Here is a 22931-nt window from a genome sequence, read left to right as displayed (position 1 = left end):
CGACGTCTCTCTGCGACAGCACACCCATCATTGCCGCCCCCGCATCGTGATAAACGCCCCGAACATCACCACCGCCACCATAATCAGCCCCTCGATGATGGCCGTGACATTGGGGTCGATGGCGAGCAGCGTCAGGTCGGTGCGCACCAGCCTCAGCACGAAGACGGCGACGATGGGGCCGAGCAGGCCGCCCTTGCCGCCGCCGAGCGCGACGCCGCCCAGCACCACGGCGGCGACGCTGGCGAGCAGATAGGGGCCGGGGATGGGGGCGCCGATGCCGGTGCTCATGGTCAGCGCCAGGCCGCCAAAGGCGGCGAACAGGCCGGACAGCGCATAGGCGATGATGCGAGTGCGCTTGACCGGCACGCCGGAGCGGAACGCCGCCAGTTCGCTCGAGCCGATGGCGTAGACGGAGAGGCCGAGGCGCGAGCGCCGCAGCGGTATCCAGATGACGCAGAGGCACACGATCAGCACCAGCAGCGCCTTCGGGACCCAGGCATCTACGGCGTCGGGCAGGCCGGGGATCCGTACCGTGCCGGAGATCAGCGCCTTCAGCCATTCGGCGATGCCGCCGCCCGGCGCGTCGAGCACCAACAGCGCTGCTCCCTGCAGCACGAACAGCATGGCCAGCGTCACGACGATGTCGGGCACGCGGGTGACGACGATGAGCAGGCCGTTGAGCGCGCCGAGCGCAAAACCCATGGCGAGCACGAAGGGCACCACGAACAGCGCGTATTCCTCGCTCGCGCCATTCATCATCGACGCCGCGGTGACGCTGGTCAGCGCCATCATGGCGGCGACCGACAGATCGATGCCGCCGGCGATGACGACCACCGTCTGCGCGGCGACTGCGAAGGCATAGGGCAGAACGGCCCGGGCGAGCGAGCCGAAATCATTGCTGCCATAGGCCGGCTGGATGATCCTGGTGGCGATGAACAGGACGATGAGCAGGGCAAACAGGCCGACAACCCAGCCCTGGCGGCGCAGGAAATGGCTCATGGCGTCGCCTCCGGCGAAGCCGAAGTGTTCGCGGTCGGGTCTGCCAGAATGCCGATGTCGGCCTTGGCGCCGCGCGGCAGGCCGTAGGCGGCGCGCATCAGCGCCGGCTCGTCGGCCTCCTCGACCGGAAAAATGTCGACGAGGCGGCCGCCGAAGATGACGATGACGCGGTCGCAGACGCGCTGCACCTCCTCCAGCTCCGAGGTGTAGAACAGCACCGACTTACCGTTGCCGGCGAGTTCGCGCAGCAGCTTGTAGATCTCCTGCTTGGTGCCGACATCGATGCCGCGCGTCGGGTCGAAGCACAGGATGGTGCGGGCATCCGCCGCGATCCAGCGGGCGATGGTCACCTTCTGCTGATTGCCCCCGGACAGGCGCTGCACTTCGCCCTGGGCGCGGGTGTCGATCTGCAGCCGCTCGATGGCGCTGAGCACGGTCGCGCGCTCGCGGCGCATGTTGATCGGCCCCCAGTTGCGCAGCGCGGCACTGAAGGGCAGGGCGATGTTTTCACGGACCGAGCGCTGCATGGCGAGCGCCTCGGAGCGGTCGCCCGGCACATAGGCAATGCCGGCGCGGATGGCGTCGATCGGGTGGGCGAATTTCACTGGCTGGCCATCGACTTCGATCGTGCCGCCGGAGGGCCGGATCGAGCCGGCAAGGGCGGCGAACAATTCGTCCTGGCCCTGGCCTTCGAGCGCCACGACGCCGGCGACTTCGCCGTCGGCGAGATCGAAGGAGACGTCGCTGAGCTTGGCGCCGACGCGGAGATTGCGCACGGAGATGCGCGGCCGGGCAGCTGCGGGCGCGGCCTTCTCGGCGGCGCTGCGGGCGGCGACATGAGTTTTCACGATGCGGGTGCCGAGCATCAGCTCGACGATCTTTTCCTCGACTCCGGGTACGATGTCGACGACACCGACGGTCTCGCCGTCGCGCAGCACGGTGGCGCGGTCGCACAGTGCGGAGATTTCGACGAAGCGGTGCGAGATGAAGATCACGGCGCGGCCGGCATCGCCCTGGCGGCGCACCACTTCCAGCACTTTTTCGGCGAGGTTGGCGGGCAGGGCCGCCGTCATCTCGTCGAGCAGCAGCACGTCCGGCTCGACGGCGAGCGCCCGCGCCAGGTCGAGCACGCGCAGCACGGCCAGCGGAATGTCGCGCGCGGTGTCGCGCAGATCGAGGTCGGTGATGCCGAGCTCGCGCACCCAGGCGCGGAACGGCTCGACCGGCGTGCCGGTGAGCCTGAGATTGGAGAGAACGTCGAGATCGGGGATCAGCGACGGCTCCTGGTAGACCGGCAGCAGCCCGGCGCGGCGCGCGGCGGCGGGCGAGCGAATGTCGCGCGCCTCGCCACGGATCAGGATGCGGCCGGAGTTCGCCGGAATGGCGCCGGTCAGGATCTTCACCAGCGTCGACTTGCCGGCGCCGTTGGCGCCCATCAGCGCGTGGACCTCGCCCGGCAGCACGGAGAGCGACGCGTTGCGAAGCGCTGCAACCGCGCCGTAGTTCTTGGCGACGCCGGTGGCGTCGAGGAGGGGGCTGGTGGTCAAATGGTTTGTTGTCAAAATTGATGGTTCCAGAAACTAATGTCGGCGCTCTACGGCGCCCCCCTCTGTCCTGCCGGACATCTCCCCCACAAGGGGGGAGATTGGCAGTTCCGGCGCCGCCCCTCGTATTGCGACGTAGAAAATTAGCGAAAGCCGAGATGACAGCCAATCTCCCCACCTGTGGGGGAGATGTCCGGCAGGACAGAGGGGGCGCCGTAGAGCGCTAGTCTGTGTGACGAGGACGGTCGTTCGCCGTCCTCGCCAGTTCATTCAAACCAGGCTTACTCCCCCGGCCCCTTGCAGGCCACGATCTGGTCCTTCGTGTAGGTCGTCCACTCCGGGATCGAGATCGAGACCGGCCATTCCGGGCTGAGCGACGGATCGGCGGCTGCCTTCAGCTTGGCCTTGCCTTCGTCGGTGGCGTTGTCCCACAGCTGCGGGTCGACCAGCACGGTCTGCTGCGCCGGCTTCTTGCCGTCGAGGATCTGCAGCGCCAGCGTCACGCCCGCGCCGCCGATCGAGCCGGGGTTGGTGACGGCTGCACCGACGAGACCTTTCACCGAGCTCAGCTGGCCGACGAAGCCGGCATTGTCGGCGCCGACCACCGGCACCAGCGGCGCCTGCGATTCGACCAGCGCGTCGACGATGACGTTGTCGATGCCCGACGTCCACACGCCGTTGAACGGCGTGCCGGTGGCCAGGAACGACAGCATCTGCTGCTTGGCCTGATCCTGCTGCCAGCCGGTGAAGACTTCCTGCGCCACCTTCACGCCGGGGTTTTCGGCCAGCGCCTTCTTGAAGCCTTTGTCGCGATCGCTGTCGGCCGAGGCGCCGGCGGCGCCGCGCATGTAGAACACTTCGCCCTTGCCGCCCATCTGCTGGAACAGCCATTTGGCGCCGAGATAGGCATACTGTTCCTGGTTGTTGGAGATGATGTAGGCCGACGGTTCGGTCACCGCCTGGTCGACGGCAACGACGACGATGCCGGCCTTGGTGGCTTCTTCCAGGCCCGCCTTGATGCCGGCGGGATCAGCGGGGTTGACGACGATGGCGTCGACCTTGGCGCTGATCAGATTGCGGATGTCTTCGAGCTGGCCGGCGGCATCGGTGTTGCGATGGGCGATGTTGAGCTTCGTCACTTCGCCCGAAGCCAGCGCCTGCGCCTTCATGGCGCAGACCATTTCCTCGCGCCAGCCATTGCCCTGCACGGTGTTGGAAATGCCGATCGTATATTTGGCTTCGGCCGACGACACGCCCATCGATGCCAGCAAGGCAGCGCCCGCAAGCAACGGGACCATGGTCAGTATTTTCTTCATGTCAGTACTCCTCCACATTGTTGTTTTTCGTCTCAGGGTCAGACCCTTCGGCAGGTTCAGACCAAGTCATTCACCTCGTCATTTGACGAAGGGGCGCAGCACGTCGCGGGCGAGCAGGAAGCCCCGCTTCACCGCATCGTCGTTGCCTTCAAACCGCCTGTCCTCATGTTCGATGATGACCGAGCCGTCATAGCCGGCGCGGTAGAGGCCGGAGAAGAAGCCGCTCCAGTCAACATCGCCCAATCCCGGCATGCGCGGCACCTGCCAGCCTATCCCGGCGGAAAGGATCCCGCGCTCATACAAACCATCATGATCGATCATCAAATCCTTGGCGTGGACATGCAGCATGTAGGGGCCGAACTCCTTGATGAAGCGGCCCTGGTCGATCATCTGCCAGACCAGATGCGAGGGGTCGAAATTCATGCCGACCTCGCCGCCCCAGGTTTCGAGGATGCGCCGCCAGACCAGCGGCGAATAGGCGATGTTGTGCCCGCCCGGCCATTCGTCATAGGTGAAGATCATCGGGCAGTTCTCGAAGGCGAGTTTTACCCCGTGATCGCGCGCATAGGCGACGGTCTCGGGCCAGACTTTCAGCGCGTCCTGCCAGTTGACGTCCACGGTCTTCGAGGCATCGCCACCGCAGAAGGTGTTGACCACCGGCACGCCCATATTGGCGGCCAGCACGATGACCTTCTTCAGATGGCCGATGACGGCCTCGCGATGGGCAGGGTCCGGATGCAACGGGTTGGGATAATAGCCGAGGCCGGAGACCGTCAGCTTCTTCTCCGTCAGCGAAGCGACGATCTCCTTGGCCTGCGCGGGCGAGGTGGAAGCGGCATCGATATGGCTGGTGCCGGCATAGCGTCGCGTCGCGCCGGAGGTCTTCGGCCAGCAGGCGATTTCCAGCGCCTCGAAGCCGGCCGAGTGCGCCCAGTCGGCAACCTCGCCAAGCGGCGTCTCCGCAAAAGGTGCTGTTAGCACTCCTAGTTTCATTCTGCCTCCCTTAGACCCCGACGACTATAATGCCGATTGTTTGGATCGCTTCAACCTCGCGACCTCATCTTGTTCGAGACTGTGCCGGACAGCCGCCATCGGATCGTCCGACAGCAGGTCGCCCAGCGCCGATGTGACGGCCGCGCGGAACGTATCGTCGGCGGCAAGGCCGGGGTCGAATATCCCGCCGATGGCAAGGATGGCGGACACCAGCGCGCTGGCATCGTGACCGGTCGCATCGGCGATCGCGGCGACCTTGCCGGCATAGGGATCCAACACCGGCCAGCGTCTTTCAAAGCGATCCGAGGCCCGGATCAGATAGGCCATCCAGCCGGCGACCGGCACCGATAGCAGGCCGATGCTCTGGCCCATCGCGAGCCGGTCGCGGATCGGGTTGAGCAGGCGCTGGACGATCTTCTGCGAACCGTCGGTGGCGACCTGGTGGTTGCGGTGGCGGATCGCGGTGTTCTTCAGCCGGGCAAGGCTCTGCTCGACATAGGCAAGGGGCAGGACGCCCGGCACCGGCATCAGCGTCGGCAGCGTCTCCTCGACCAGCATGCGCCGGATGAAGTCCGACAGCAGTGGGTTGGCTATGGCGTCCGATGTGTGCTCGAGCCCGGCCAGCACGCCGAGCGTCGCCAGTGTCGTCTGGGCGCCGTTCAGCACCCGCATCTTGAGATGCTCGAACGGCGTGACGTCGTCGACGAAGGTGGCGCCGACCAGATCCCAGCGCGGCATGCGGCCGGCGAATTTTTCCTCGATCACCCACTGCCGGAACGGCTCACCGACAGCGACGGCGGCATCGTGGTAGCCGAACCACTGCTCGACACTATCGAGGTCATCCTGCGTCACCGCCGGCGCGATGCGGTCGACCATGGCCGCGGGGAAGGCAACATTGGCCTCTATCCAGCGGGCCAGCCCTTTGCTCCGCCGTTCGGCAAACGTCCGCACGACATTGTTCAGAATAGTACCGTTGGTCGGGATGTTGTCACAGGAGAGAAACGTTATGGGTCGCTCATGTGTGGCCCTGCGCTGCTCCAGCGCCCGCACCAGCAGGCCGGGCACGCTGCGTGGCGTCTCGGGGTTGGCGAGGTCGTGGACGATGTCGGGATGGCCAAGGTCGAGTTCGCCGCTGGACGGGACGTGGCAATAGCCTTTTTCGGTCACCGTCATCGTCACCAGCTCGATATCGGGTGAGATCAGCACGCCGAGCGCCGGTGCCGCACTCTCCTGGCTGTCGACCACCCGGACGATGCTGCCGATCACACGTGCCTCGATATGGCTGTTCTCGCGGATCAGCCTTGTGTAGAGCCCGCCCTGCCGTCCCAGCGTGTCGGCAAGGCTGGGCGGACGGATGTTGATGCCGACGATGCCCCAGCGGTCGAAGCGCAGCGAGATGAGATCGTCGGTGTATTCGGCCTGATGGCTGCGGTGGAAGGCGCCGACGCCGAGATGCGCCATGCCGGGCGAGAGGAGCGTACGGTCATAGGACGGTGTCTGGACCGAGGCCGGCAAGCGGTCGAGCAGCGCCGGCCCAAGCGTTTCGGTGGAAGCGCTCACCGGTTCGCCCCGATCACCGTTTGCTCCTGGTCGATCACCGCACCGGTCATAGGGCCGGCCGCGTCGGAGAGCAGGAAGACGGCGAGGCTGGCGATATCGTTCGGCGTCAGCAGCCGGCCGAAAGGCTGCGCGGCATTGGCCTTGTCGAGCCAGCCAGGGCCGTTGCCCAAAGTCTCCGCCTGCATGATGCGTTCGGCCGGCGTGTCCGTCCAACCGACATTGATGCCGTTGACGCGGATGCGGTCGAAACGGTGGGCGTTGGCGGCGTTCTTGGTCAGCGTCGCCAGCGCGCCCTTGCTGGCGGAATAGACGGCAAGCTCCGGCGAGCCGCAATGGGCGTTGATCGACAGGATGTTGAGAATGGCGCCGCCTTGGCCGCGCTGCTTCATGTCGGCAATCGCCGCCTGCATCAGGAAGAACGGCGCGCGCGTGTTGACGGCAAACAGCGCCGCCCAGTCGTCGAGGCTGGCGTCGAGGAAGGAGGCGCGATCGGTCAGGCCGGCGGCGTTGACCAGCGCATCGATGCGGCCGAAGCGCTCGATGCAGGCTTGCGCCAGAAGGGTGGGGGCGTCAGGATCGGCAAGGTCGGCGGCGACGAAGATGGTCGGCGTGCCCATTTGCGAAAGCTCGGCCGCCACAGCCTCGCCACGCGTCTTCTCTCGGCCGGTGACCAGCAGCCCGGCGGCACCGGAACGCGCCAGCGACTCGGCAATGGCGCGGCCAATGCCTTGCGTCGACCCGGTGACCAGAGCCACCTTGCCGTCAAGCCGGATCTCCATTCCTCCTCCCGGGAATAAAGTTTCTATTTTGAGAAATATGGAACGGCAATTCCCGATAGTCAATTGGACCAGTGACGCCTCATTCGCCGCGCCGCGCCGCCACGCCATGGACCAGCGCCATCCCAACGGCGAGCGAGGCCGCCAGTGAGCGGAAGCCGGCAAAGTCGGATTCCACCACTTCCAGCCAGCTGTCCGAGAGCGGGATCAGCGGGCTGAAGGTGCTGTCGGTGACGGTGACGATACGCGCCTTGCGCTCATGCGCCACCGCGACGAGATCGGGCGTGATCGAATTGTAGGGGCTAAACGAGACAGCGAGCACGGCATCCCGGCCGCTGATGCAGCCGATCTGGTCGAGTGCGGAGGAGCCGACATTGTCGACCAGCACATTGCGCACGCCCTGCTGCGACAGTGTCAGGGAGAGATAGGCGGTGACGGGAAAGGCGCGCTTGGAGCCGATGACATAGATCAGCTCGGCGGCCGCCAGCAGCGCCACCATCTTGTCGAAACTCGCGACATCGAAGCCCGCCTCGATGCGGCCAAGCGAGGCCTGCGACGCGCCGACCATGCCGTGCAGGAAATGCAGATTGGGCTCGGTCTCGGTGCGCGGTTCGCCGCGCCCTTCCGGCCATGAGCCCTTGATGTGCTCCTTGAACAGGCCCTGGAAATCGGAAAAGCCGGAATAGCCGAAGATCTGGGCAAAGCGCACCAGCGTCGAGGGCTGCACGCCGGCCTGTGCCGCAACCTGCGCGATGGTGCCGAGCGCGACGTCGCTCGGATGCTGCCACAGGAAGATTGCCACCTGGCGCAGCCGCTTGGGGAAATGCACCGTGCCCGACGACAGCACCGCGCGCAGCTCCTCATAGGTCTGCGGCTGGATGTAGCCGAGCGCGGCCAGAGAGCGCCCGCGCTTGCGCGTCGCCGCCTCGTCGGTGCTGGACCGTGCGGATGCCTTGCTTGCCCCACTCATGATTTCAGGCTAGCGCGATACGATCGTTTTACAATATGAAAATTGGAAATCATGTTCGAAAGTGTGACTGATGCGAGCGGTCAAAAGCAGCGCTCTACGGCGCCCCCCTCTGTCCTGCCGGACATCTCCCCCACGGGTGGGGAGATTGGCAGTTTCGCCTTCGGCGCCCTCTTGCGACGTCTGAGATTGGCGAAGGCCGCTGTGGTGGCTGATCTCCCCCCTCGTGGGGGAGATGTCCGGTAGGACAGAGGGGGGCGCGACAGAACTCGACGACGGCAAAAACTGTCTTCCCAGGAGGAAACATGGTCTACGCAACATCGGACGGATCGGCGGGCAAGCGGCTCAGGGTCGGCATGGTCGGCGGCGGCCGCAATGCCTTTATCGGCGCCGTGCATCGGCTGGCCATGCGCCTCGACGACCAGATCGTGCTGGTCGCCGGCGCGCTGTCGTCGGACCCGGAAAACGCCGCCGCATCGGCCGCCGAGATCGGCATCGCGCCGGATCGCAGCTATGCCGACTATCGCGAGATGGCGCGAACCGAAGCAGCGCGGCCGGACGGCATCGAGGCGGTGGTCATCGTCACGCCCAACCATCTGCACGCGCCGATCGCCACGGCCTTTCTCGAGGCCGGCATCGACGTCATCTGCGACAAGCCGCTGTCGACGACGCTGGATGAGGCCGAGGCGCTGGTGGCGCTGGCGCGGGAGAAAAAGCGTCGCTTCGTCGTCACGCTCAACAACACCGGCTACGCCATGGTCCGCCAGGCGCGCGAGATGGTGGCGGCGGGCGCGCTTGGCCGCATCGTGTCCGTGCATGGCGCCTACATCCAGGACTGGCTGACCACGCCGATCGACGCCGAGGGCCAGAAGCAGGCGGAGTGGCGCACCGATCCGGCGCGCGCCGGGCAGTCGGCGGTGCTGGCCGATATCGGCGTGCATGCCTTCAACCTGGCAAGCTATATCTCCGGCTGTGAGGCCGAGGCGGTGTCGGCGGATCTGTTCACTGCCGTGCCGGGACGCCGGCTCGACGACAATGCGCATGTGCTGGTGCGCTGGACCGGCGGGGCGCGCGGCACGATCCTCGCCAGCCAGACCTCGCCCGGCCACTACAATGATCTCTCGGTGCGCATCTATGGCGACAAAGCCGGGCTCGAATGGTCGGGCGGCCGGCCGGAAGAACTGCGCTTCTCCATCTACGGCGAGGAGACCCGCACGCTGGTGCGCGGCGGCCATGGCTCGACCACTGAGAGCCAGCGCGTGTCGCGCATGCCGGCGGCGCATCCGGAGGGATATATCGAGGCCTTCGCCAATTTCTACCGCGACGCCGCCGATATCGTTCGCGCGCACCGTTCGGGCGGGACGGTTGATCCGGCGCGCGCGGCACAGGTGCCCGATGTCATCGATGGCGCGCGCGGGGTGAAGTTTGTCGCGGCGGCGGTGGAGTCGAATGCTGCGGGCGGGGCTTGGACGGCGGCAAGGTTCGGGTGAGGCGAGCTATCCCTTGATCGCCGAACCGACGATGGAATCGACGAAGAAGCGCTGCAGGAAGACGAACAGGATGAGCGGCGGCAGCACGGCCAGCGTCGCGCCGGCCATCACCAGGCCGGTGTTGACCGCGCCCCTGTTGTAGCTCAGCAACCGGCTCAGGCTGATGACGATCGGATAGGCGTCGGCATTGCCCTGCAGCACGGTCAGCGGCCAGAGATAGCTGTTCCAGTGGTAGACGAAGGCGAAGAGGGCCAGAGCCGCGATTGCGGGAGCGACGCTCGGCGCCACGATCTTGTAGAGGATCAAGAACTCCGAGGCGCCGTCCATGCGCGCGGCGTCGATCAGGTCGTCGGGCACGCCGGAGATGAACTGGCGCATCAGGAAGATGCCGAAGGCGTTGGCGAGATTGGGCACGATGATGCCGGCGAGGCTGGCGTTGAGGCCGATCGAGCCGACCAGGCGATAGAGCGGGATCAGCGTCACGATCGGCGGCAGGAACATGGTGGCGATCAGCAGAGAAAACAGCAGCGACTTGGCGGGGAAGTGGTATTTGGCGAAGGCGTAGCCGGCCATCATGCTGGTCAGCAGGATGCCGGCGGTGGTGATCGAGGCGATGACCAGAGAATTCCACATCGAGCGGCCGACATTGACGACGCCCGACACCTTCTCATAGGCGTCGAGGCTCGGCGTAAGGGGGATCCACACCGGCGGCACCTGCATGCTCTCGGCCGGCGTCTTGAGGCTCGACAGCACCATCCATACCAGCGGGAAGGCCGAGGCGACGGCGACCAGCAGCATCAGCGTCGCCAGCAGCGCCTTGCGGCCGGACGGGCGCCGGCGCGACAGCCGGCTCGACGATCCCGCGCTCATTCGTCGTTCGTCCGGTTGGCGAAGGCAAACAGCGCGCAGACGACGACAATCAGCGAAAGCATCAGCATGACCGCCATGGCCGAACCCAGTCCACCCTGCGCACGCTCGATGCCGACGCGGCGGATGTGGTAGGTGAGCACATTGGTCGAGCCGACCGGCCCGCCCTGCGTGATCAGGGCCACGGGCTCGAACACCTGCACGGCGTTGATGATGGCGATGACGGCGCTGAACAGAAGCGTGCGCCGCATCAGCGGCAGGGTGATGAAGCGGAACTGCTCGAAGCGGTTGGCACCGTCGAGCTTTGCGGCCTCGTAGAGGCTGCCGGGAATCTGCGTCAGCCCGGCGATCGCCAAGACGGTGAAATAACCGACCTGTTGCCAGACATTGAGGAAGACGATCGAGATCAGCGCCGAGCGCGGCGACGACAGGAAAGGCTGCGGGCCGATGCCGATAAGGCCGAGCATCTGGTTGAGCGGGCCTTCGCTCGGCGAATAGAGTTTCGACCACACCAGCGCGACAGCGATCATCGGCACCATGTAGGTGGCAAACAGCACCGTGCGCAGCGCCGTGCCGCCGGGCACATCCTGCTGGTAGACCATCAGCCCGAAGGCCACCGACAGAGGCAGGATGAGGATGACGGAGAGCGCGGTGTAGACGGCTGTGTTGGCGAGCGCGGCCTTGAAATCGCGGCCAACCGAGGAGACCCCAAAAATCTCGCGGAAATTGTCGAGGCCGATGAAGCCGGCGCTGGAAAACGGCGTCTGCGTCGACCAGTCCTGGAACGACAGCCAGACGGTGAGCAGCATCGGCAACAGGATGAAGATGCCGATCAGCGTCACGGCGGGCGCCAGCATGATGCCCGCCGAGGCACGGTACCTCTGAATCATTATTTGGCGGCGCGCTCCAGGATCGAAATGGCGTCGGCCTGCGCCGTCGCCTGCGCATCCTTGGCCGAGACCTGGCCATACTGCAACGCCTCGAGCGTCTGCTGCAGCGATTCCGAGAATTCCTGGCCGCCGGGCACGACAGGGAACGGCTTGGCGTCGGTGAGCACGCTGACATAGCCGGAGAGGAATTCCGAGCCGAGCTTGTCCTTGTGCGCCTCGATGTCGGAGAGGCGTGAGGGCAGGATGCCCATCGACATCAGGATATCCGACATCGCGGAAGCGCCGTTCTTGCCGGACTTTGGATTGTTCAGCCAGGCGAGGAAGTCCCACGCCGCCTTCTGCTCGGCGGCACCTGCATTGGCGTTGACCACGGTCATCCAGGAGTAGGAGATCGAATGCGGCTTGTCGCCGCTCGGGCCGACGGGAATCGGCGCCGTTGCAATGTCGGCGAATCTGTCGCCCATGCCGGCCTTCAGTGCGCTCTCCCACCAATTGGCCATGATGATCATGCCGGTCTTGCCGGAGACGAAATTGTTGAGGAAGGGGCCGGTGGTGTTGGCGTCGGCGGTCGCCATCGAAGGCACGCTGGCGCCCGACTTGATCAGGTCTTCATAGAGCTGGAAAGTCTCCGCGGCCTGCGGGTTGTCGAGCACCGGCTTGCCGTTCTTGACCAGGTCGCCGCCATTGGAGACCAGCAGCGAGGCGAAGGGGTGGACGACGCCGGCGGCCCATGAATTGATCATGCCGAAGCCTTGCTGTCCCGCATCCTTGTTGGTCAGCTTCTTGGCCGCATCCTTGAATTCGGCCCAGGTCTTGGGTGGCGCCGCGATGCCGGCCTGCTTGAACAGCGCCTTGTTGTAGTTCAGCGCATAGACGTCGATTTCGTTGGGGATGCCATAAAGCGTGCCGCCGACAGAGGCGGCGCTGGTGATGCCCGCCGGCCAGGCGGCCATGACCTCGCTGGCCACCGCATCGGGAGCGGGCGCGACCAGCTTGTCGCGCGCCAGTTCCGGCAACCAGAGATCGTAGATGCCGCCGATGGTTGGGCCGTCCGCGCCGCCGCCTTGCGAGCGCAGCGTGGTCAGGAGGTCGCCGAAGGGGACGGCGCGCACGGTGACGCTGACATCCGGATTGGTCTTGGCATAATCCTTGGCCGCCGCTTCCAGCAGCGCCACCGTCTCCGGCGACCAGTGGGTGAGATAGGAGATGTTGACCGATTGCGCCCAGGCCGTGGCGGGCAGGATGGCGAGGCCTGCGGCCAGTGCCAGTTTCGACGTCCAGGCAAACGACATTCCTCATCCTCCCTATCGGTTCACATGAGGTTATGACAAGTCAGCGCGGCGACGCAAGGGCTTGCTGGCGAAAAAGTCTCACATGGTACGGTCACAGATTTCTTTGCGGCGCTGGAATGTGGATATTTATCGTTAGCAAACAAACGGATGCAGGTACTGCAATGTCGTGAGGGGGCCAACGCCGCCATTCCTGAGGCGCAGCAGACCTCTTGCGAATACCGCTATGTCGTTATAATGACTTTTGCCGAACCAATGACTTCTCACGGCACGGGAACGCCGCGGGACGCCAAGGACAGAGAACAATGGGAGACTGGCAATGAGCATGCTTTCACTTCACCGGCGCGCAGCGCTTAGGCTGATCGGCGGCCTTGCCGCCGCCTGCGCCGGCGTCTTTGCCTCATTGCCGGCGCGAGCCGCCGACAGCATGGTGACGCTGTGGAGCTGGCGCACCGAGGACGAGGCGGCGATGCGCCGCATCTTCGATGCCTTCGAGGTGAAGAATCCCGGCATCAAGGTCGCCATCCAGTTCACGCCCGATGCCGACTACCAGAACCGGCTGAGCACGGCGCTGCGCGGCGGGCGCGGGCCCGACATCGCCCAGCTCAAGGCCTATGGCGAATTGCAGCCCTTCGTCGAGGCCGGCTATCTCGACGCGCTGGACGACAGCGTGCCGGAGCTGAAGAACATGGAGGACGCGGCGCTTGGCGGCGCGCGCGGCCGCAGCGACGGCAAGCTCTATGGCGTGCCCTATTCGGTGCCGATGATGGGCGTCTTCTACAACCAGGATATCTTCGCCGCCCAGGGCATCGAGATACCGAAGACCTACAAGGATTTCACCGCTGTCTGCGAGAAGCTGAAGGCGGCCGGCATCACGCCGATCGCCACCGGCGGCGCCAACGGCTCGGCCTGGGAACTGGAGATCGCCGTCGGCGTCGTCGGCCCGACCGTCTATGGTCCTGAATTCTACGACCAGATGATGAGCAGCAAGGCGACCTTCGAGGATCCGCGCTATGTCGCGGCGCTGAAGCGCTTCGCCGAGCTGAAGCCGTATTTCCCCGACGGCTTCGCCGGCATCGACTACACCACCGCCACGCAGCAGTTCATCGGCGGCAAGGCGGCGATGTTCCTCGGCGGTTCGTTCGAGAACGGCAGCTTCAAGGCGCAGAACCCGAAGCTGAAGTTCTCGATCTTCCCGTTCCCCGCCGACGATGCCGGGGCAAAACTCTACACCTCGGCCTTCTCCGACGGCTCCTATGGCCTGGTCTCCGAGAGCCAGAACAAGGAAGCCGCGACCAAGGTGCTGGGCTTCATGGCTTCGGCAGAGTTCGCGCAGATGTTCGCCGACGAGCTCGGCTGGCCGCCGGCCCGCACGGATGTGACGGTGAAGGATCCAGTGCTGGCCTCGATGATGGAGATGGCGAAGAATTCGACGCCCTATCTGACGCTGGTCGGCTTCCGCTGGCAGTCGCCGACGGCGTCTTCGGTGCTGCAGTCGGAGATCATCGACATGGTCGAAGGCAACATCGCGCCGGAGAAGCTGGCGGCCGACATGCAGGCCGCAGTCGCCACCTGGTTCAAGCCGAAGCAGTAGGCGCGGCCGGTCGCAAAGCGGCCGGCCTCTCACGGACCAGAAAAGCGCATGAGCACCCTTCGCCGCACCAGCAGCCTTCGCCGCACGCAGCAGCGCATGGCCGTGCTGTTCATCCTGCCGGCGCTGGCGGTCTATGCGCTGTTCGTCCTCTATCCCCTGGGGATGTCGCTCTGGGGCAGCTTCTTCGTCTGGAAGGGGCTGCGCATGGTCGAGTTCGCCGGCCTGTCGAATTTCTCAAGGCTGTTCGTTTTCCCCAGCGGCGCGCGGATCTACGGCGCGCTGTGGCACAACACCGCCTGGTTCTTCGGCATCATGGTCTTCCAAAATGGCCTCGGCCTGTTGTTCGCCTGGCTGCTATTCCTGCGCGACAAGGGTGCGGCCTTCTTCCAGTCGGTGTTCTTCTTTCCGGCGGTGCTGAGCCCGGTCATCATTGGCGCGCTGTGGCGGTTGCTTTTGGCACCGGGTGGCGTCGTCGAATGGGCGCTGAACGGGCTCGGCCTGCACCAGGGCAGCCTGACTGTGCTCGGCAACAGCCACACCGCGCTCGCCATGCTGATCGCCGTCGATGCCTGGAACTGGATGGGCCTGCCGGTGCTGATCTACACGGCAGGTCTGCGGCAGATTTCCGGCCAGATTTTCGAGGCGGCAAAACTTGACGGCGCCGGCAATGCGCGCATGCTGTTCTCGATCGCGCTGCCGCTGCTGATGCCGGCGCTGGGCACGCTGACGACTTTGTCGTTCATCAACACCTTCAACCAGTTCGACCTCGTCTATGTCATGCAGGGCGTGCAGGGCAATCCGAGCTATTCGACCGACACGCTGGTGACGTACTTCTACCGGCTGGCCTTCGGCGCGGAAGGTGCTGTCGGCATCACCGATATCGGTCTGGCTTTGGCGCTCGGCACCGTGCTGTTTTTGATCCTCAGCATCGGCACGCTCATGATGCTGCGCTTCTTCGACCGCCGCACGGTGCAGCTATGAGCGCGCTGGCGATTTCACAAAGACCGGCCATCTCTCGGCCGCTGGCGCGGCTGCCCGGCTGGACGGTGCTGGTCGTTTGGACGGCGGCCGTGCTGTTGCCGCTCTACATCCTCATCGTCTCCTGTTTCAAGACCACGGCCGAGATCTACGACAACAGGCTCGGCCTGCCGCAAAGCTTTGCCTTCGACAATTTCATCAATGCCTGGACGCGCGCCGATCTCGGCCAGAATTTCATCAACAGCCTGATCGTCACGGGCGGCGCCGTCATCCTCACCATCGTCGTCTCGGCGATGGCCGCCTATCCGCTCAGCCGCTACAAGCTTGGCTGGAATGCCATCATGCTCGGCCTGTTCCTGTCCGGCATCATGCTGCCCATCCGGTTGGCCTCGGTCGAACTGTTCACGCTGATGCGCAATCTCGGCCTGCTGGATTCGCTGACCGGGCTGATCCTGGTCTATTCGGCGATCCGCATTCCCTTCGCCGTCTTCATCTTCGCCAATTTCATGCGCGTCTTGCCCTCCGAGTTGGACGAGGCGGCGCGCATGGACGGCGCCGGCGAGGTCCGCATCCTGTTCCAGATCATCCTGCCGATGGTCAAGCCGGCGGTGTCGATCGTGGCAATCTTCACCGCGATCGCGGTGTGGAACGATTTCTTCTTCCCGCTGATCTTCATCTTCGACGACCGCTACAAGACGGTGCCGCTGGCGATCAGCGTCTTCGTCGGCCAGTTCCGCACCGACTGGGGCCTGGTGTTCGCCTCGCTGGCGATATCCATGGCGCCCATCCTGATCATGTATTGTCTGCTGGCGCGGCAGATTCGCGAAGGCGTCGGCACCGGAGGGGGCATGAAATGATCGAAGACAGGATTTATGCGGCGAAATCCATCCTGGTGGTCGGCGCACACGCCTTCGATGCCGAGGTGATGGCCGGGCCGCTGGCGGCCGCTGCCGTCAAGCGCGGCGCCACGGTGACCTTCCTGCATCTGACCATGGGTGAGCAGGGCCATCCGTACCTGGTTCCCGCGCATTATTGCGTGCAGAAGGAAGAGGAAGCGGGCAGCGCGGCGGAGCGGCTCGGCGTCGCCATGCGTAGCTTTGGCCTGCGCGACGGCTTCCTGCCCACAGACGATCAGACGGCGCTCGAAGTGGGCGACATCATTCGCGAGCTGAAACCCGAGATCGTCATCACCCATTGGCATGGCAGCTGGCACAAGGACCATCGCGCCGCCGCGCATTTGACGAAGACCGGTATCTTCTTCGCCGGACTGCCGACCGTTGCCAGCGACCATCCGGCGCACACGCCGCAACTGCTGCTGTTCGGCGAGAACTGGGAGGACGATGACGGCTTCCGGCCCGAGCATCTCGTCGATGTCAGCGACGGGTTCGAGGCCTGGCGCGACGCGGTCATGGAGTATGAGCTGGCGCGCGGCCTGAGCAGCTTCCCCTATGTCGACTATTACAGTTCGCTCTACCGGCTGCGCGGCTGCCTGCGTGGCACGCGCCATGCGCAGGCCTTCGCGGCGGCGTCGCATTCGTGGAATGCCGGCAGCGGCCTGTTCTCGCTCCCCTTCGGCAAAGGGTCCGGTCGATGAGGCGGGTACTCGCCATCGATCTCGGCGGCACCAATCTGCGCGCCGCCGTATCTACGGGCGATGTCGGTGCGTTGGAGGCGCTGGGCAGCGAGCCGGCGCCGGCAACCCTTGGTGCCTTCATTGCGCGCATCGACGCGCTGTGCGCTGAGGCCGGGTCGGTCTCAGCGCTTGGCATCGCGGTGCCGGGTCTGGTCGAGGGCTCAATCTGCCGCTGGATCCCCAACTTGCCGTTCCTCGACGGCGTCGATATCCAGCCGCTGTTTCCCAAACTGCGCGTAGCGCTCGGCAATGACGCGCAGATTGCGCTGCTGGCGGAGGCTGTCGAAGGCAGTGCGAAAAACATGTCGGAAGCGATCCTGCTCGCCATCGGCACCGGCATCGGTTCGGCGGTGCTGGCCAATGGCCGCATCGTTGCCGGCGCGCATGGCGGCGCCTGCTCGTTCGGCTGGGCCTGCGCCGACGTCAAAGATCATGGCGAGGAGCGCAGCGGCTGGCTGGAGCGCGTCGCGTCGGGCCGGGCGCTCGATGGCCTTGCCGGACAGATCGGCCTTGCCGACGGCCGCCAGCTGATCGCCGCTGCCCAGGCCGGCGAGCTGGCTGCACTCACCTTGCTTGAACTGCCGGCGCGACAGCTCGGCACCGCGCTTGCAGGCGCTGTCGCGCTGCTCGATCCGCAAGCGGTTCTGATTTCGGGTGGTTTGGCGGAGGCGCTGGATGTGATCCGGCCGCCGCTGCTTGCAGCGCTGCGACGCCAACTGCCGCCGCATCTGCGCGGCATCGACGTCAAGCCCGGAAAATTCGGTCCCCGCGCCGGCCTCGTCGGCGCGGCGCTGGCCGGCGCCGTTGGGCAAGGGTGGAGGCATGTGCGATGAGCGAAGCAAGCTTTCAGCAGCCGGACCGCAGACGGCCGGAGCCGCTCTGGTATCAGGTCGAAGAGGCGATCCGCGCCATCGTCAAGAGCGGCGAATGGGCAACGGGCGACCAGATCCCGGCGGAGGACAGGCTGTGCGCCCTGTTCGGCGTCAGCCGTATCACGCTGCGCCACGCGCTGCGCAATCTCGAGGAGGCCGGGCTGCTCAGGCGCGAACATGGCCGCGGCACGTTCGTGCGCTCGACCACGCTGGTCGCCGGCACGCGCGAGCTGACCAGCTTTACCCAGGAGATGGGCAATATGGGCGTGGTCGCGGGCTCGCGCCTGCTCGACTGCAGCCTGACCACCGCCAATGCGGCGGCTGCCGGCGCGCTGGAGATCGAGGAGGGCGATCCGGTGGTGCGCATTCGCAGGCTGCGGCTCGGCAACAACGAGCCGATCGGCATCCAGACGGCGCAGCTGTCGGCGGTGCGCGTGCCGGGCTTCCTCGATGCCGGCCTGCTGCAGGGCTCGCTCTACGAGGCGCTGGAGCGCCATTACGGGATCGTGCCGGTGGCCGCGCGGGAGAACTACCGGGTCGGCGCGGTCGGCGCGGCGGATGCCGAACTGCTCGACCTCGCCGTCGGCAGCCCGGCCTTCGTCGTCGAACGCATCACCACCGACGAGCGCGGCCCGTTCGAATTCACCGTCTCGATCATGCGCGGCGACCGCTACGAAATCCGCTCGACGCTGCGCGCCGGACGCGTGCCGCTGAATCCGAGAAGCTGATCCATTCCAGACCGACACATCAAACAGGAGTACCCACGTGTCCGATCTCTACATCCACCGTCTCGCCGCCCTCATCGACCAGGCTGCGAAAGCCAATGAAGAGGCCTTTGGCCAGGCCGCCAGCCGCTTTGCCGACTCGCTCGAGGGCGGCGGGCTGGTGCATCTCTATGGCTCCGGCCATTCGGTGCTGCCGGTGCAGGAAGTGTTTCCGCGCTATGGCAGCTATGTCGGCTTCAACCCCCTGACCGACCCGCGCGTGATGTGGCACAATGTGCTCGGCGCCGGCGGCGTGCGCGAGCTTTTGTGGCTGGAGCGTACGGAAAGATACGCCGAAAAATTCCTCGACCACCAGCCGCTCAACAAGGGCGATTCGATCATCATCTTCGGCCATAGCGGCCGCAACTCGTCGGGCATCGACACCGCGCTCTACGCCAGGAAGCGCGGCATCTTCGTCGTCGCGGTCACCAGCAAGAACAATCTGGACAAGCCGGCGACGCACTCCTCCGGCAAGCGGCTGGCCGATGCCGCCGACCTCGTCATCGACACCTGTTCGCCGATCGAGGACGCCATCGTGCCGGTCGAGGGCTGGAGCCGGCCGGTGTCGGGCTCGTCGACGGTGCTTGCCATGATCCTGGCGCATGAGCTGATCGCGCGCACCGCCGAGCAGCTCGCCAAGCGCGGCATCGAACTGCCGGTCTTCGCCTCGCCGACCATTGCCGGCGTGACGCTGCACGACACCGACGTCATCTACGGCGTCTACCGCGAGCGCATGCTGGAGGCGCAGCAGAAGCACCTGCCAACCTTCCAGGCAACGATGCGCGGAGAGTGAAAAAAGGGAGGCCCGGCACATGCCGGGCCTCCGAAGTCTCGTTCCTCAATTCCTATCCGCTCAACGCCGCTTCGGGCGGCCCGCGGGCGATTTGTTGCCGCGCGGCCCGCTCTGAACCGGCGTGTTGCCTTGGTTTTCCTCCGACAGCTTGCGCCAGCGGGCAAGGCGCTCGGGGTCGAGCGTACCCGCCTTCAACGCAGCCTGCACCGCGCAGCCCGGTTCGTGGACATGGGTGCAGTCGCGGAATTTGCACAGCGGTGCGAGCTCGGTGATTTCGGCAAACAGCGTGTCGATGCCGGAGGCGACGTCGCTGACATGCAGCGTGCGCATGCCCGGCGTGTCGATTACCCAGCCGCCGCCGGCAATGGCGTGCAGCGATCTGGCTGTGGTGGTGTGGCGACCCTTGGCATCGTGTTCCCGGATGCCCGCGGTCTGTTGCGGCGATTGCTGCGCCGATCCGGCCAGCGTGTTGACCAGCGTCGATTTGCCGACCCCGGAGGAGCCGACCAGCGCCACCGTCTGCCCTGCGCCACACCAGGGAGCAAGCGCCGCTGCGGCATCGGCGACGCGCGGGTTCAGCGTCACTACGGGCAAACCACGCTGAAGGGCGGCGGCCTGGCTTTGGTATCTCTCGGCATCGTCAGCGGTGTCGGCCTTGGTCAGCAGGATCACCGGCGTCGTTCCGGCCTGGTTGGCCAGCGCCAGATAGCGCTCGAGCCGGGCGATGTTGAAATCGGCATTGCAGGACGTCACGATGAACAGCGTGTCGACATTGGCCGCGGCCAGCTGCGGGATCCTGCCGCCCTGGGTACGGCGCTCCAGCACCGTCTTGCGGGTCAGCCGGCGGCGCAGCAGATGTGTATGCTGCTCGACCAGCACCCAGTCGCCGACGGCGTAGTCGCCGGTGTTGGCATTGGCCGGCAGCGTCAGATCCACTGGCCCTGCCCGGGACAGGCCGGCCAGGCGGTCGCGGTGCACCGAGGCGATGCGCGTCGGCACGAGGTCTGCCTCATCGGCTTCAAGCTGGTCGCCGAAGAAATCCGTCCAGCCCAGGCTTGCGAGGGAAGCCGTCACGGTTTTGACCACGGCGACGGCGTCACAGACATCGGAGAGTATCCTTTGGCAAAATGGGCGCGGACCCTCGGGGCGGTTGTTCAAGCCGTGTATGGGCGGCATGGCGGCATTTGGCAAGCCGAACCGCGCCGATGGCCAAGCCGTTTCGCGCACCGCGTGGAACGCATCGAGGCGGTGGTTCGCTGAACGTCACCAGACACGGAACCCTATCGTGGCACCTATCCGCGTCGCGTGCGTCGAGGGTCGTTCAACATTGAGGAAAAATCCTATGCGCTTACGCCCCGTTATTCTCAATGTCTGCAACACGGAAGGGCGAACCGGAGCGCCTGGCGGCCATCAACCGGGAGCTGAGGCGGCTCGACCCCGATCTGTCGCTCTCCAGGACGTCGTCCAGACAGCCGATGTGAAATCCCTCGATACGCTGCCGATGGTCTTGATTTGCATGCCACGCATCAGGCCTCGTCGTCGACCTCGAAGTTGGCAGGGACGGCTGAGGATGGCAGGTCGAGAAGCCTGCCAAAAGGGGGAGGGGGATGGCCGGTACCGCAGGGGGCGGGGGGTTGGGATGGGGTTGCCTGAAGCACCGGCCAAAGCGGGACAAGTCCCACGCCCACAAGCTAGCAGAGCTTGGATCGGTTCATATGGTGTGATCGCGGAACTGGCGCAAAAGCGCTTTCACATCCCCGCGCAGGCGTCGGCAACGAGCCCGCAACCGGGGGTTTCCTGTCGGTTGGTGGGTTGCGCAAGCGTCGGTTGAAGGCGCTGCGGGAGGCTGTCGTTTTTAGTGCGGTTCGAGTGCTATGCGCTCAGCGACAGGTGCTCAAGGCAGGGCAATCGCGTGGCGCCACCACATGCGATTGTCCTGCTTACGCCACCGGCAGCGTTCGCCCCGCAATCAGATCCGCAGCCTTCTCCGCAATCATGACCACGGCGGCGTTGGTGTTCGACGACACGATGCTCGGCATGACCGAGCTGTCGCAGACACGCAGGCCTTGCAGCCCGCGCACGCGCAACTCGGGGTCGACGACGCTGTCGGCATCGCCGCCCATCCGGCAGGTGCCGACTGGGTGATAGGCGCTGCGGCCATGTTCTCGGGCGAAGGCTTCGAGTGCTGAGCGCCCCTGCATCGCCTTGCCGGGCAGATGCTCGCGGCTGATGTATCTGGCGAAGGCTGGCTGCGACAGGATTTCGCGGCTGATCTCGATGCCGTCGATGGCGCGTTCGAGATCATAGCGCTCGGCGAACGCGTTGGGGTCGATGATGGGCGCATCGCGCAGGTCCGCGGACTTGAGCGTGACGCTGCCGCGCGAACGCGGGCGCACATGGTAGGAGTTCAGCGTGCAGCCATTGCCGCCGGGAACCGAGCCGATGCCTTCCTCGACGCCGGCGCCGGGCAGGAAATGGAACTGGATGTCCGGCGTCTTCTCCGCGCGGTCGCCCCACCAGAAGCCGCCGGCCTCGACGATGTTGGAGGCCACCGGCCCCTTGCCGAACAGCGCATATTCAAGACCGGCAACCGCCTGCCAGCGCTTCTTCTTGTAACGGTCGATGCCATGCGGTCCGTTGAGCTCGGCGACGACATCGACGTCCATGTGATCGTGCAGATTCTGGCCGACGTTTTTGGAATCGTGGACCACCTCGATGCCGTGATGGCCGAGATGCACGGCCGGGCCGATGCCGGACAGCATCAGCAATTTCGGCGAGCCGATGGCGCCGGCGGCGACGATGACTTCGCGCTCGGCGCGGAGCAGTTCGGTGCGGCCATTGACGATGATCTCGACACCGATGGCGCGGCCGTTCTCGACCACGATGCGGCTGACCGAGGCGTCGGTGCGTAGCGTCAGATTCTTGCGGCCGAGCGCCGGCTTCAGATAGGCGACCGCCGTGCTCGAGCGTTTCCCCCGACGCGTCGTCGTCTGGTAGAAGCCGGCGCCCGCCTGCTCACCGGCGTTGAAGTCGGCGCGGAAAGGAAGGCCCGCCTGCTGCGCCGCCTTGACGAAGATGCGGGTCAGCGGATGCGGCGCGCCGCTGGAGACGCCGAGCGGGCCGTCAGTGCCGTGCTGCGCATCGGCAAAAGTGTCGTTGCCCTCGGAGCGGACGAAGTAGGGCAGCACGTCGGCATAGCTCCAGCCGGCACAGCCATTCTCAGTCGCCCAGCCGTCATAATCCTCAGGGCAGCCGCGGGTGAACACCTGGGCGTTGATCGAGGAGCCGCCGCCGAGCACACGCGCCTGCGGATAGACCATGGTGCGGCCATCGATCTCCTTGCCGGGCGCGGTGTCATAACCCCAGATCAGCGGCCCCGACGTCATCTTGAAGAAGCCGACCGGCAAATGGATGTAGCGGTCGGTGTCGGGCGGACCGGCCTCGAGCAGCACGACGGACACGTCCGGGTCCTCGCTCAGCCGGGCGGCCAGAATGCAGCCAGCCGAACCGCCGCCGACAATGATGTAATCCGTCATTTCCACTCCCGGGTTCTCTTTGTTGGAGCATGATCTCCGGACAAAACGGTTTCCCGATTTGTCCGAGAAA

20 protein-coding genes are annotated in these 22931 nt (G+C 65.6%); 8 read left to right on the top strand and 12 right to left on the bottom strand.

The window, feature by feature from the left end; genetic code table 11:
- Positions 1–27 precede the first annotated feature (27 nt).
- The 7 genes from AC3CCE_RS06865 to AC3CCE_RS06835 all read right to left on the bottom strand — a co-directional run bounded on the left by AC3CCE_RS06865 (position 28) and on the right by AC3CCE_RS06835 (position 8158).
- Positions 28–999 (bottom strand): ABC transporter permease, encoded by a 972-nt coding sequence (locus AC3CCE_RS06865; protein WP_352510319.1) that lies wholly within the window; start codon positions 997–999, stop codon positions 28–30.
- Positions 996–2546: a sugar ABC transporter ATP-binding protein gene (locus AC3CCE_RS06860; RefSeq protein ID WP_352624808.1), complete on the bottom strand. Its 1551-nt coding sequence runs from the start codon at positions 2544–2546 to the stop codon at positions 996–998. Before AC3CCE_RS06860 ends, AC3CCE_RS06865 begins: the two co-directional genes overlap by 4 nt.
- Positions 2547–2824: 278 nt before the next feature.
- Positions 2825–3859 carry an ABC transporter substrate-binding protein gene (locus tag AC3CCE_RS06855; protein WP_023683115.1) on the bottom strand — a complete coding sequence of 345 codons (1035 nt, stop codon included), beginning with the start codon at positions 3857–3859 and terminating at the stop codon, positions 2825–2827.
- A 78-nt stretch (positions 3860–3937) separates the two neighbouring features.
- Positions 3938–4852 carry a sugar phosphate isomerase/epimerase family protein gene (locus AC3CCE_RS06850; protein ID WP_352510321.1) on the bottom strand — a complete coding sequence of 305 codons (915 nt, stop codon included), beginning with the start codon at positions 4850–4852 and terminating at the stop codon, positions 3938–3940.
- Between the two features lie 24 nt (positions 4853–4876).
- On the bottom strand, positions 4877–6412 hold the full coding sequence (locus tag AC3CCE_RS06845) for a mannitol dehydrogenase family protein (protein WP_352624806.1): 1536 nt from the start codon (positions 6410–6412) through the stop codon (positions 4877–4879).
- Positions 6409–7191 (bottom strand): SDR family oxidoreductase, encoded by a 783-nt coding sequence (locus tag AC3CCE_RS06840; protein ID WP_352510323.1) that lies wholly within the window; start codon positions 7189–7191, stop codon positions 6409–6411. The genes AC3CCE_RS06845 and AC3CCE_RS06840 overlap by 4 nt, the downstream gene beginning before the upstream one ends.
- 79 nt (positions 7192–7270) lie before the next feature.
- A complete protein-coding gene (locus AC3CCE_RS06835) occupies positions 7271–8158 on the bottom strand; it encodes a MurR/RpiR family transcriptional regulator (RefSeq protein WP_352624804.1) in 888 nt (295 codons plus the stop codon).
- A gap of 302 nt (positions 8159–8460) precedes the next feature.
- On the opposite strand from AC3CCE_RS06835, the gene AC3CCE_RS06830 reads away from it, so the two are divergent.
- Positions 8461–9645 carry a Gfo/Idh/MocA family protein gene (locus AC3CCE_RS06830; protein WP_352624802.1) on the top strand — a complete coding sequence of 395 codons (1185 nt, stop codon included), beginning with the start codon at positions 8461–8463 and terminating at the stop codon, positions 9643–9645.
- A gap of 6 nt (positions 9646–9651) precedes the next feature.
- Here AC3CCE_RS06830 and AC3CCE_RS06825 read toward each other — a convergent pair whose 3' ends face one another.
- The 3 genes from AC3CCE_RS06825 to AC3CCE_RS06815 are packed head-to-tail and all read right to left on the bottom strand — an operon-like array spanning position 9652 to position 12694.
- Positions 9652–10515, bottom strand: coding sequence for a carbohydrate ABC transporter permease (locus AC3CCE_RS06825; protein WP_352624800.1), 864 nt, complete (start codon positions 10513–10515; stop codon positions 9652–9654).
- Positions 10512–11402, bottom strand: a complete 891-nt coding sequence (locus AC3CCE_RS06820) for a carbohydrate ABC transporter permease (protein ID WP_352624798.1) — start codon at positions 11400–11402, stop codon at positions 10512–10514. Before AC3CCE_RS06820 ends, AC3CCE_RS06825 begins: the two co-directional genes overlap by 4 nt.
- Positions 11402–12694: an ABC transporter substrate-binding protein gene (locus AC3CCE_RS06815; protein WP_352624796.1), complete on the bottom strand. Its 1293-nt coding sequence runs from the start codon at positions 12692–12694 to the stop codon at positions 11402–11404. The genes AC3CCE_RS06820 and AC3CCE_RS06815 overlap by 1 nt, the downstream gene beginning before the upstream one ends.
- A gap of 316 nt (positions 12695–13010) precedes the next feature.
- On the opposite strand from AC3CCE_RS06815, the gene AC3CCE_RS06810 reads away from it, so the two are divergent.
- The 7 genes from AC3CCE_RS06810 to AC3CCE_RS06780 are packed head-to-tail and all read left to right on the top strand — an operon-like array spanning position 13011 to position 19325.
- Positions 13011–14285 (top strand): extracellular solute-binding protein, encoded by a 1275-nt coding sequence (locus AC3CCE_RS06810; RefSeq protein ID WP_352624794.1) that lies wholly within the window; start codon positions 13011–13013, stop codon positions 14283–14285.
- Between the two features lie 48 nt (positions 14286–14333).
- Entirely contained in the window at positions 14334–15266 is a 933-nt protein-coding gene (locus AC3CCE_RS06805; protein ID WP_031196540.1) for a carbohydrate ABC transporter permease, read from the top strand.
- The gene (locus AC3CCE_RS06800) at positions 15263–16120 is read left to right on the top strand and encodes a carbohydrate ABC transporter permease (protein ID WP_352624792.1); all 858 of its coding nucleotides are present in this window, start codon (positions 15263–15265) and stop codon (positions 16118–16120) included. The genes AC3CCE_RS06805 and AC3CCE_RS06800 overlap by 4 nt, the downstream gene beginning before the upstream one ends.
- Positions 16117–16857, top strand: a complete 741-nt coding sequence (locus AC3CCE_RS06795; RefSeq protein ID WP_023698618.1) for a PIG-L deacetylase family protein — start codon at positions 16117–16119, stop codon at positions 16855–16857. Before AC3CCE_RS06800 ends, AC3CCE_RS06795 begins: the two co-directional genes overlap by 4 nt.
- Positions 16854–17729, top strand: coding sequence for an ROK family protein (locus AC3CCE_RS06790; RefSeq protein WP_352624790.1), 876 nt, complete (start codon positions 16854–16856; stop codon positions 17727–17729). The genes AC3CCE_RS06795 and AC3CCE_RS06790 overlap by 4 nt, the downstream gene beginning before the upstream one ends.
- Positions 17726–18496: a GntR family transcriptional regulator gene (locus AC3CCE_RS06785; protein WP_023683130.1), complete on the top strand. Its 771-nt coding sequence runs from the start codon at positions 17726–17728 to the stop codon at positions 18494–18496. The genes AC3CCE_RS06790 and AC3CCE_RS06785 overlap by 4 nt, the downstream gene beginning before the upstream one ends.
- Before the next feature lie 37 nt (positions 18497–18533).
- Positions 18534–19325 (top strand): sugar isomerase domain-containing protein, encoded by a 792-nt coding sequence (locus AC3CCE_RS06780; RefSeq protein WP_023686509.1) that lies wholly within the window; start codon positions 18534–18536, stop codon positions 19323–19325.
- Between the two features lie 60 nt (positions 19326–19385).
- Here the strand turns inward: AC3CCE_RS06780 and rsgA are convergent, their stop codons facing one another.
- Both rsgA and AC3CCE_RS06770 read right to left on the bottom strand, forming a co-directional pair.
- The gene (gene rsgA / locus AC3CCE_RS06775) at positions 19386–20411 is read right to left on the bottom strand and encodes a ribosome small subunit-dependent GTPase A (protein ID WP_488377118.1); all 1026 of its coding nucleotides are present in this window, start codon (positions 20409–20411) and stop codon (positions 19386–19388) included.
- A gap of 854 nt (positions 20412–21265) precedes the next feature.
- Positions 21266–22861: a GMC family oxidoreductase gene (locus AC3CCE_RS06770; protein ID WP_352624785.1), complete on the bottom strand. Its 1596-nt coding sequence runs from the start codon at positions 22859–22861 to the stop codon at positions 21266–21268.
- Positions 22862–22931: the final 70 nt, after the last annotated feature.

Source organism: Mesorhizobium sp. P160187 (assembly GCF_057766425.1).
Note: the sequence above shows the minus strand (reverse complement) of the source record. Positions and strands in the feature narration are given on the sequence as shown.

Bases quoted from the DNA above. Each gene is read 5' to 3' on its own strand.
- AC3CCE_RS06795 (WP_023698618.1), top strand. From the start codon at position 16,117: ATGATCGAAGACAGGATTTATGCGGCGAAATCCATCCTGGTGGTCGGC.
- AC3CCE_RS06830 (WP_352624802.1), top strand. From the start codon at position 8,461: ATGGTCTACGCAACATCGGACGGATCGGCGGGCAAGCGGCTCAGGGTC.
- AC3CCE_RS06820 (WP_352624798.1), bottom strand. From the start codon at position 11,402: ATGATTCAGAGGTACCGTGCCTCGGCGGGCATCATGCTGGCGCCCGCC.
- AC3CCE_RS06865 (WP_352510319.1), bottom strand. From the start codon at position 999: ATGAGCCATTTCCTGCGCCGCCAGGGCTGGGTTGTCGGCCTGTTTGCC.
- AC3CCE_RS06815 (WP_352624796.1), bottom strand. From the start codon at position 12,694: ATGTCGTTTGCCTGGACGTCGAAACTGGCACTGGCCGCAGGCCTCGCC.
- AC3CCE_RS06805 (WP_031196540.1), top strand. From the start codon at position 14,334: ATGAGCACCCTTCGCCGCACCAGCAGCCTTCGCCGCACGCAGCAGCGC.
- AC3CCE_RS06840 (WP_352510323.1), bottom strand. From the start codon at position 7,191: ATGGAGATCCGGCTTGACGGCAAGGTGGCTCTGGTCACCGGGTCGACG.
- AC3CCE_RS06770 (WP_352624785.1), bottom strand. From the start codon at position 22,861: ATGACGGATTACATCATTGTCGGCGGCGGTTCGGCTGGCTGCATTCTG.
- AC3CCE_RS06810 (WP_352624794.1), top strand. From the start codon at position 13,011: ATGAGCATGCTTTCACTTCACCGGCGCGCAGCGCTTAGGCTGATCGGC.
- AC3CCE_RS06850 (WP_352510321.1), bottom strand. From the start codon at position 4,852: ATGAAACTAGGAGTGCTAACAGCACCTTTTGCGGAGACGCCGCTTGGC.
- AC3CCE_RS06855 (WP_023683115.1), bottom strand. From the start codon at position 3,859: ATGAAGAAAATACTGACCATGGTCCCGTTGCTTGCGGGCGCTGCCTTG.
- AC3CCE_RS06790 (WP_352624790.1), top strand. From the start codon at position 16,854: ATGAGGCGGGTACTCGCCATCGATCTCGGCGGCACCAATCTGCGCGCC.
- AC3CCE_RS06785 (WP_023683130.1), top strand. From the start codon at position 17,726: ATGAGCGAAGCAAGCTTTCAGCAGCCGGACCGCAGACGGCCGGAGCCG.
- AC3CCE_RS06835 (WP_352624804.1), bottom strand. From the start codon at position 8,158: ATGAGTGGGGCAAGCAAGGCATCCGCACGGTCCAGCACCGACGAGGCG.
- AC3CCE_RS06825 (WP_352624800.1), bottom strand. From the start codon at position 10,515: ATGAGCGCGGGATCGTCGAGCCGGCTGTCGCGCCGGCGCCCGTCCGGC.
- AC3CCE_RS06800 (WP_352624792.1), top strand. From the start codon at position 15,263: ATGAGCGCGCTGGCGATTTCACAAAGACCGGCCATCTCTCGGCCGCTG.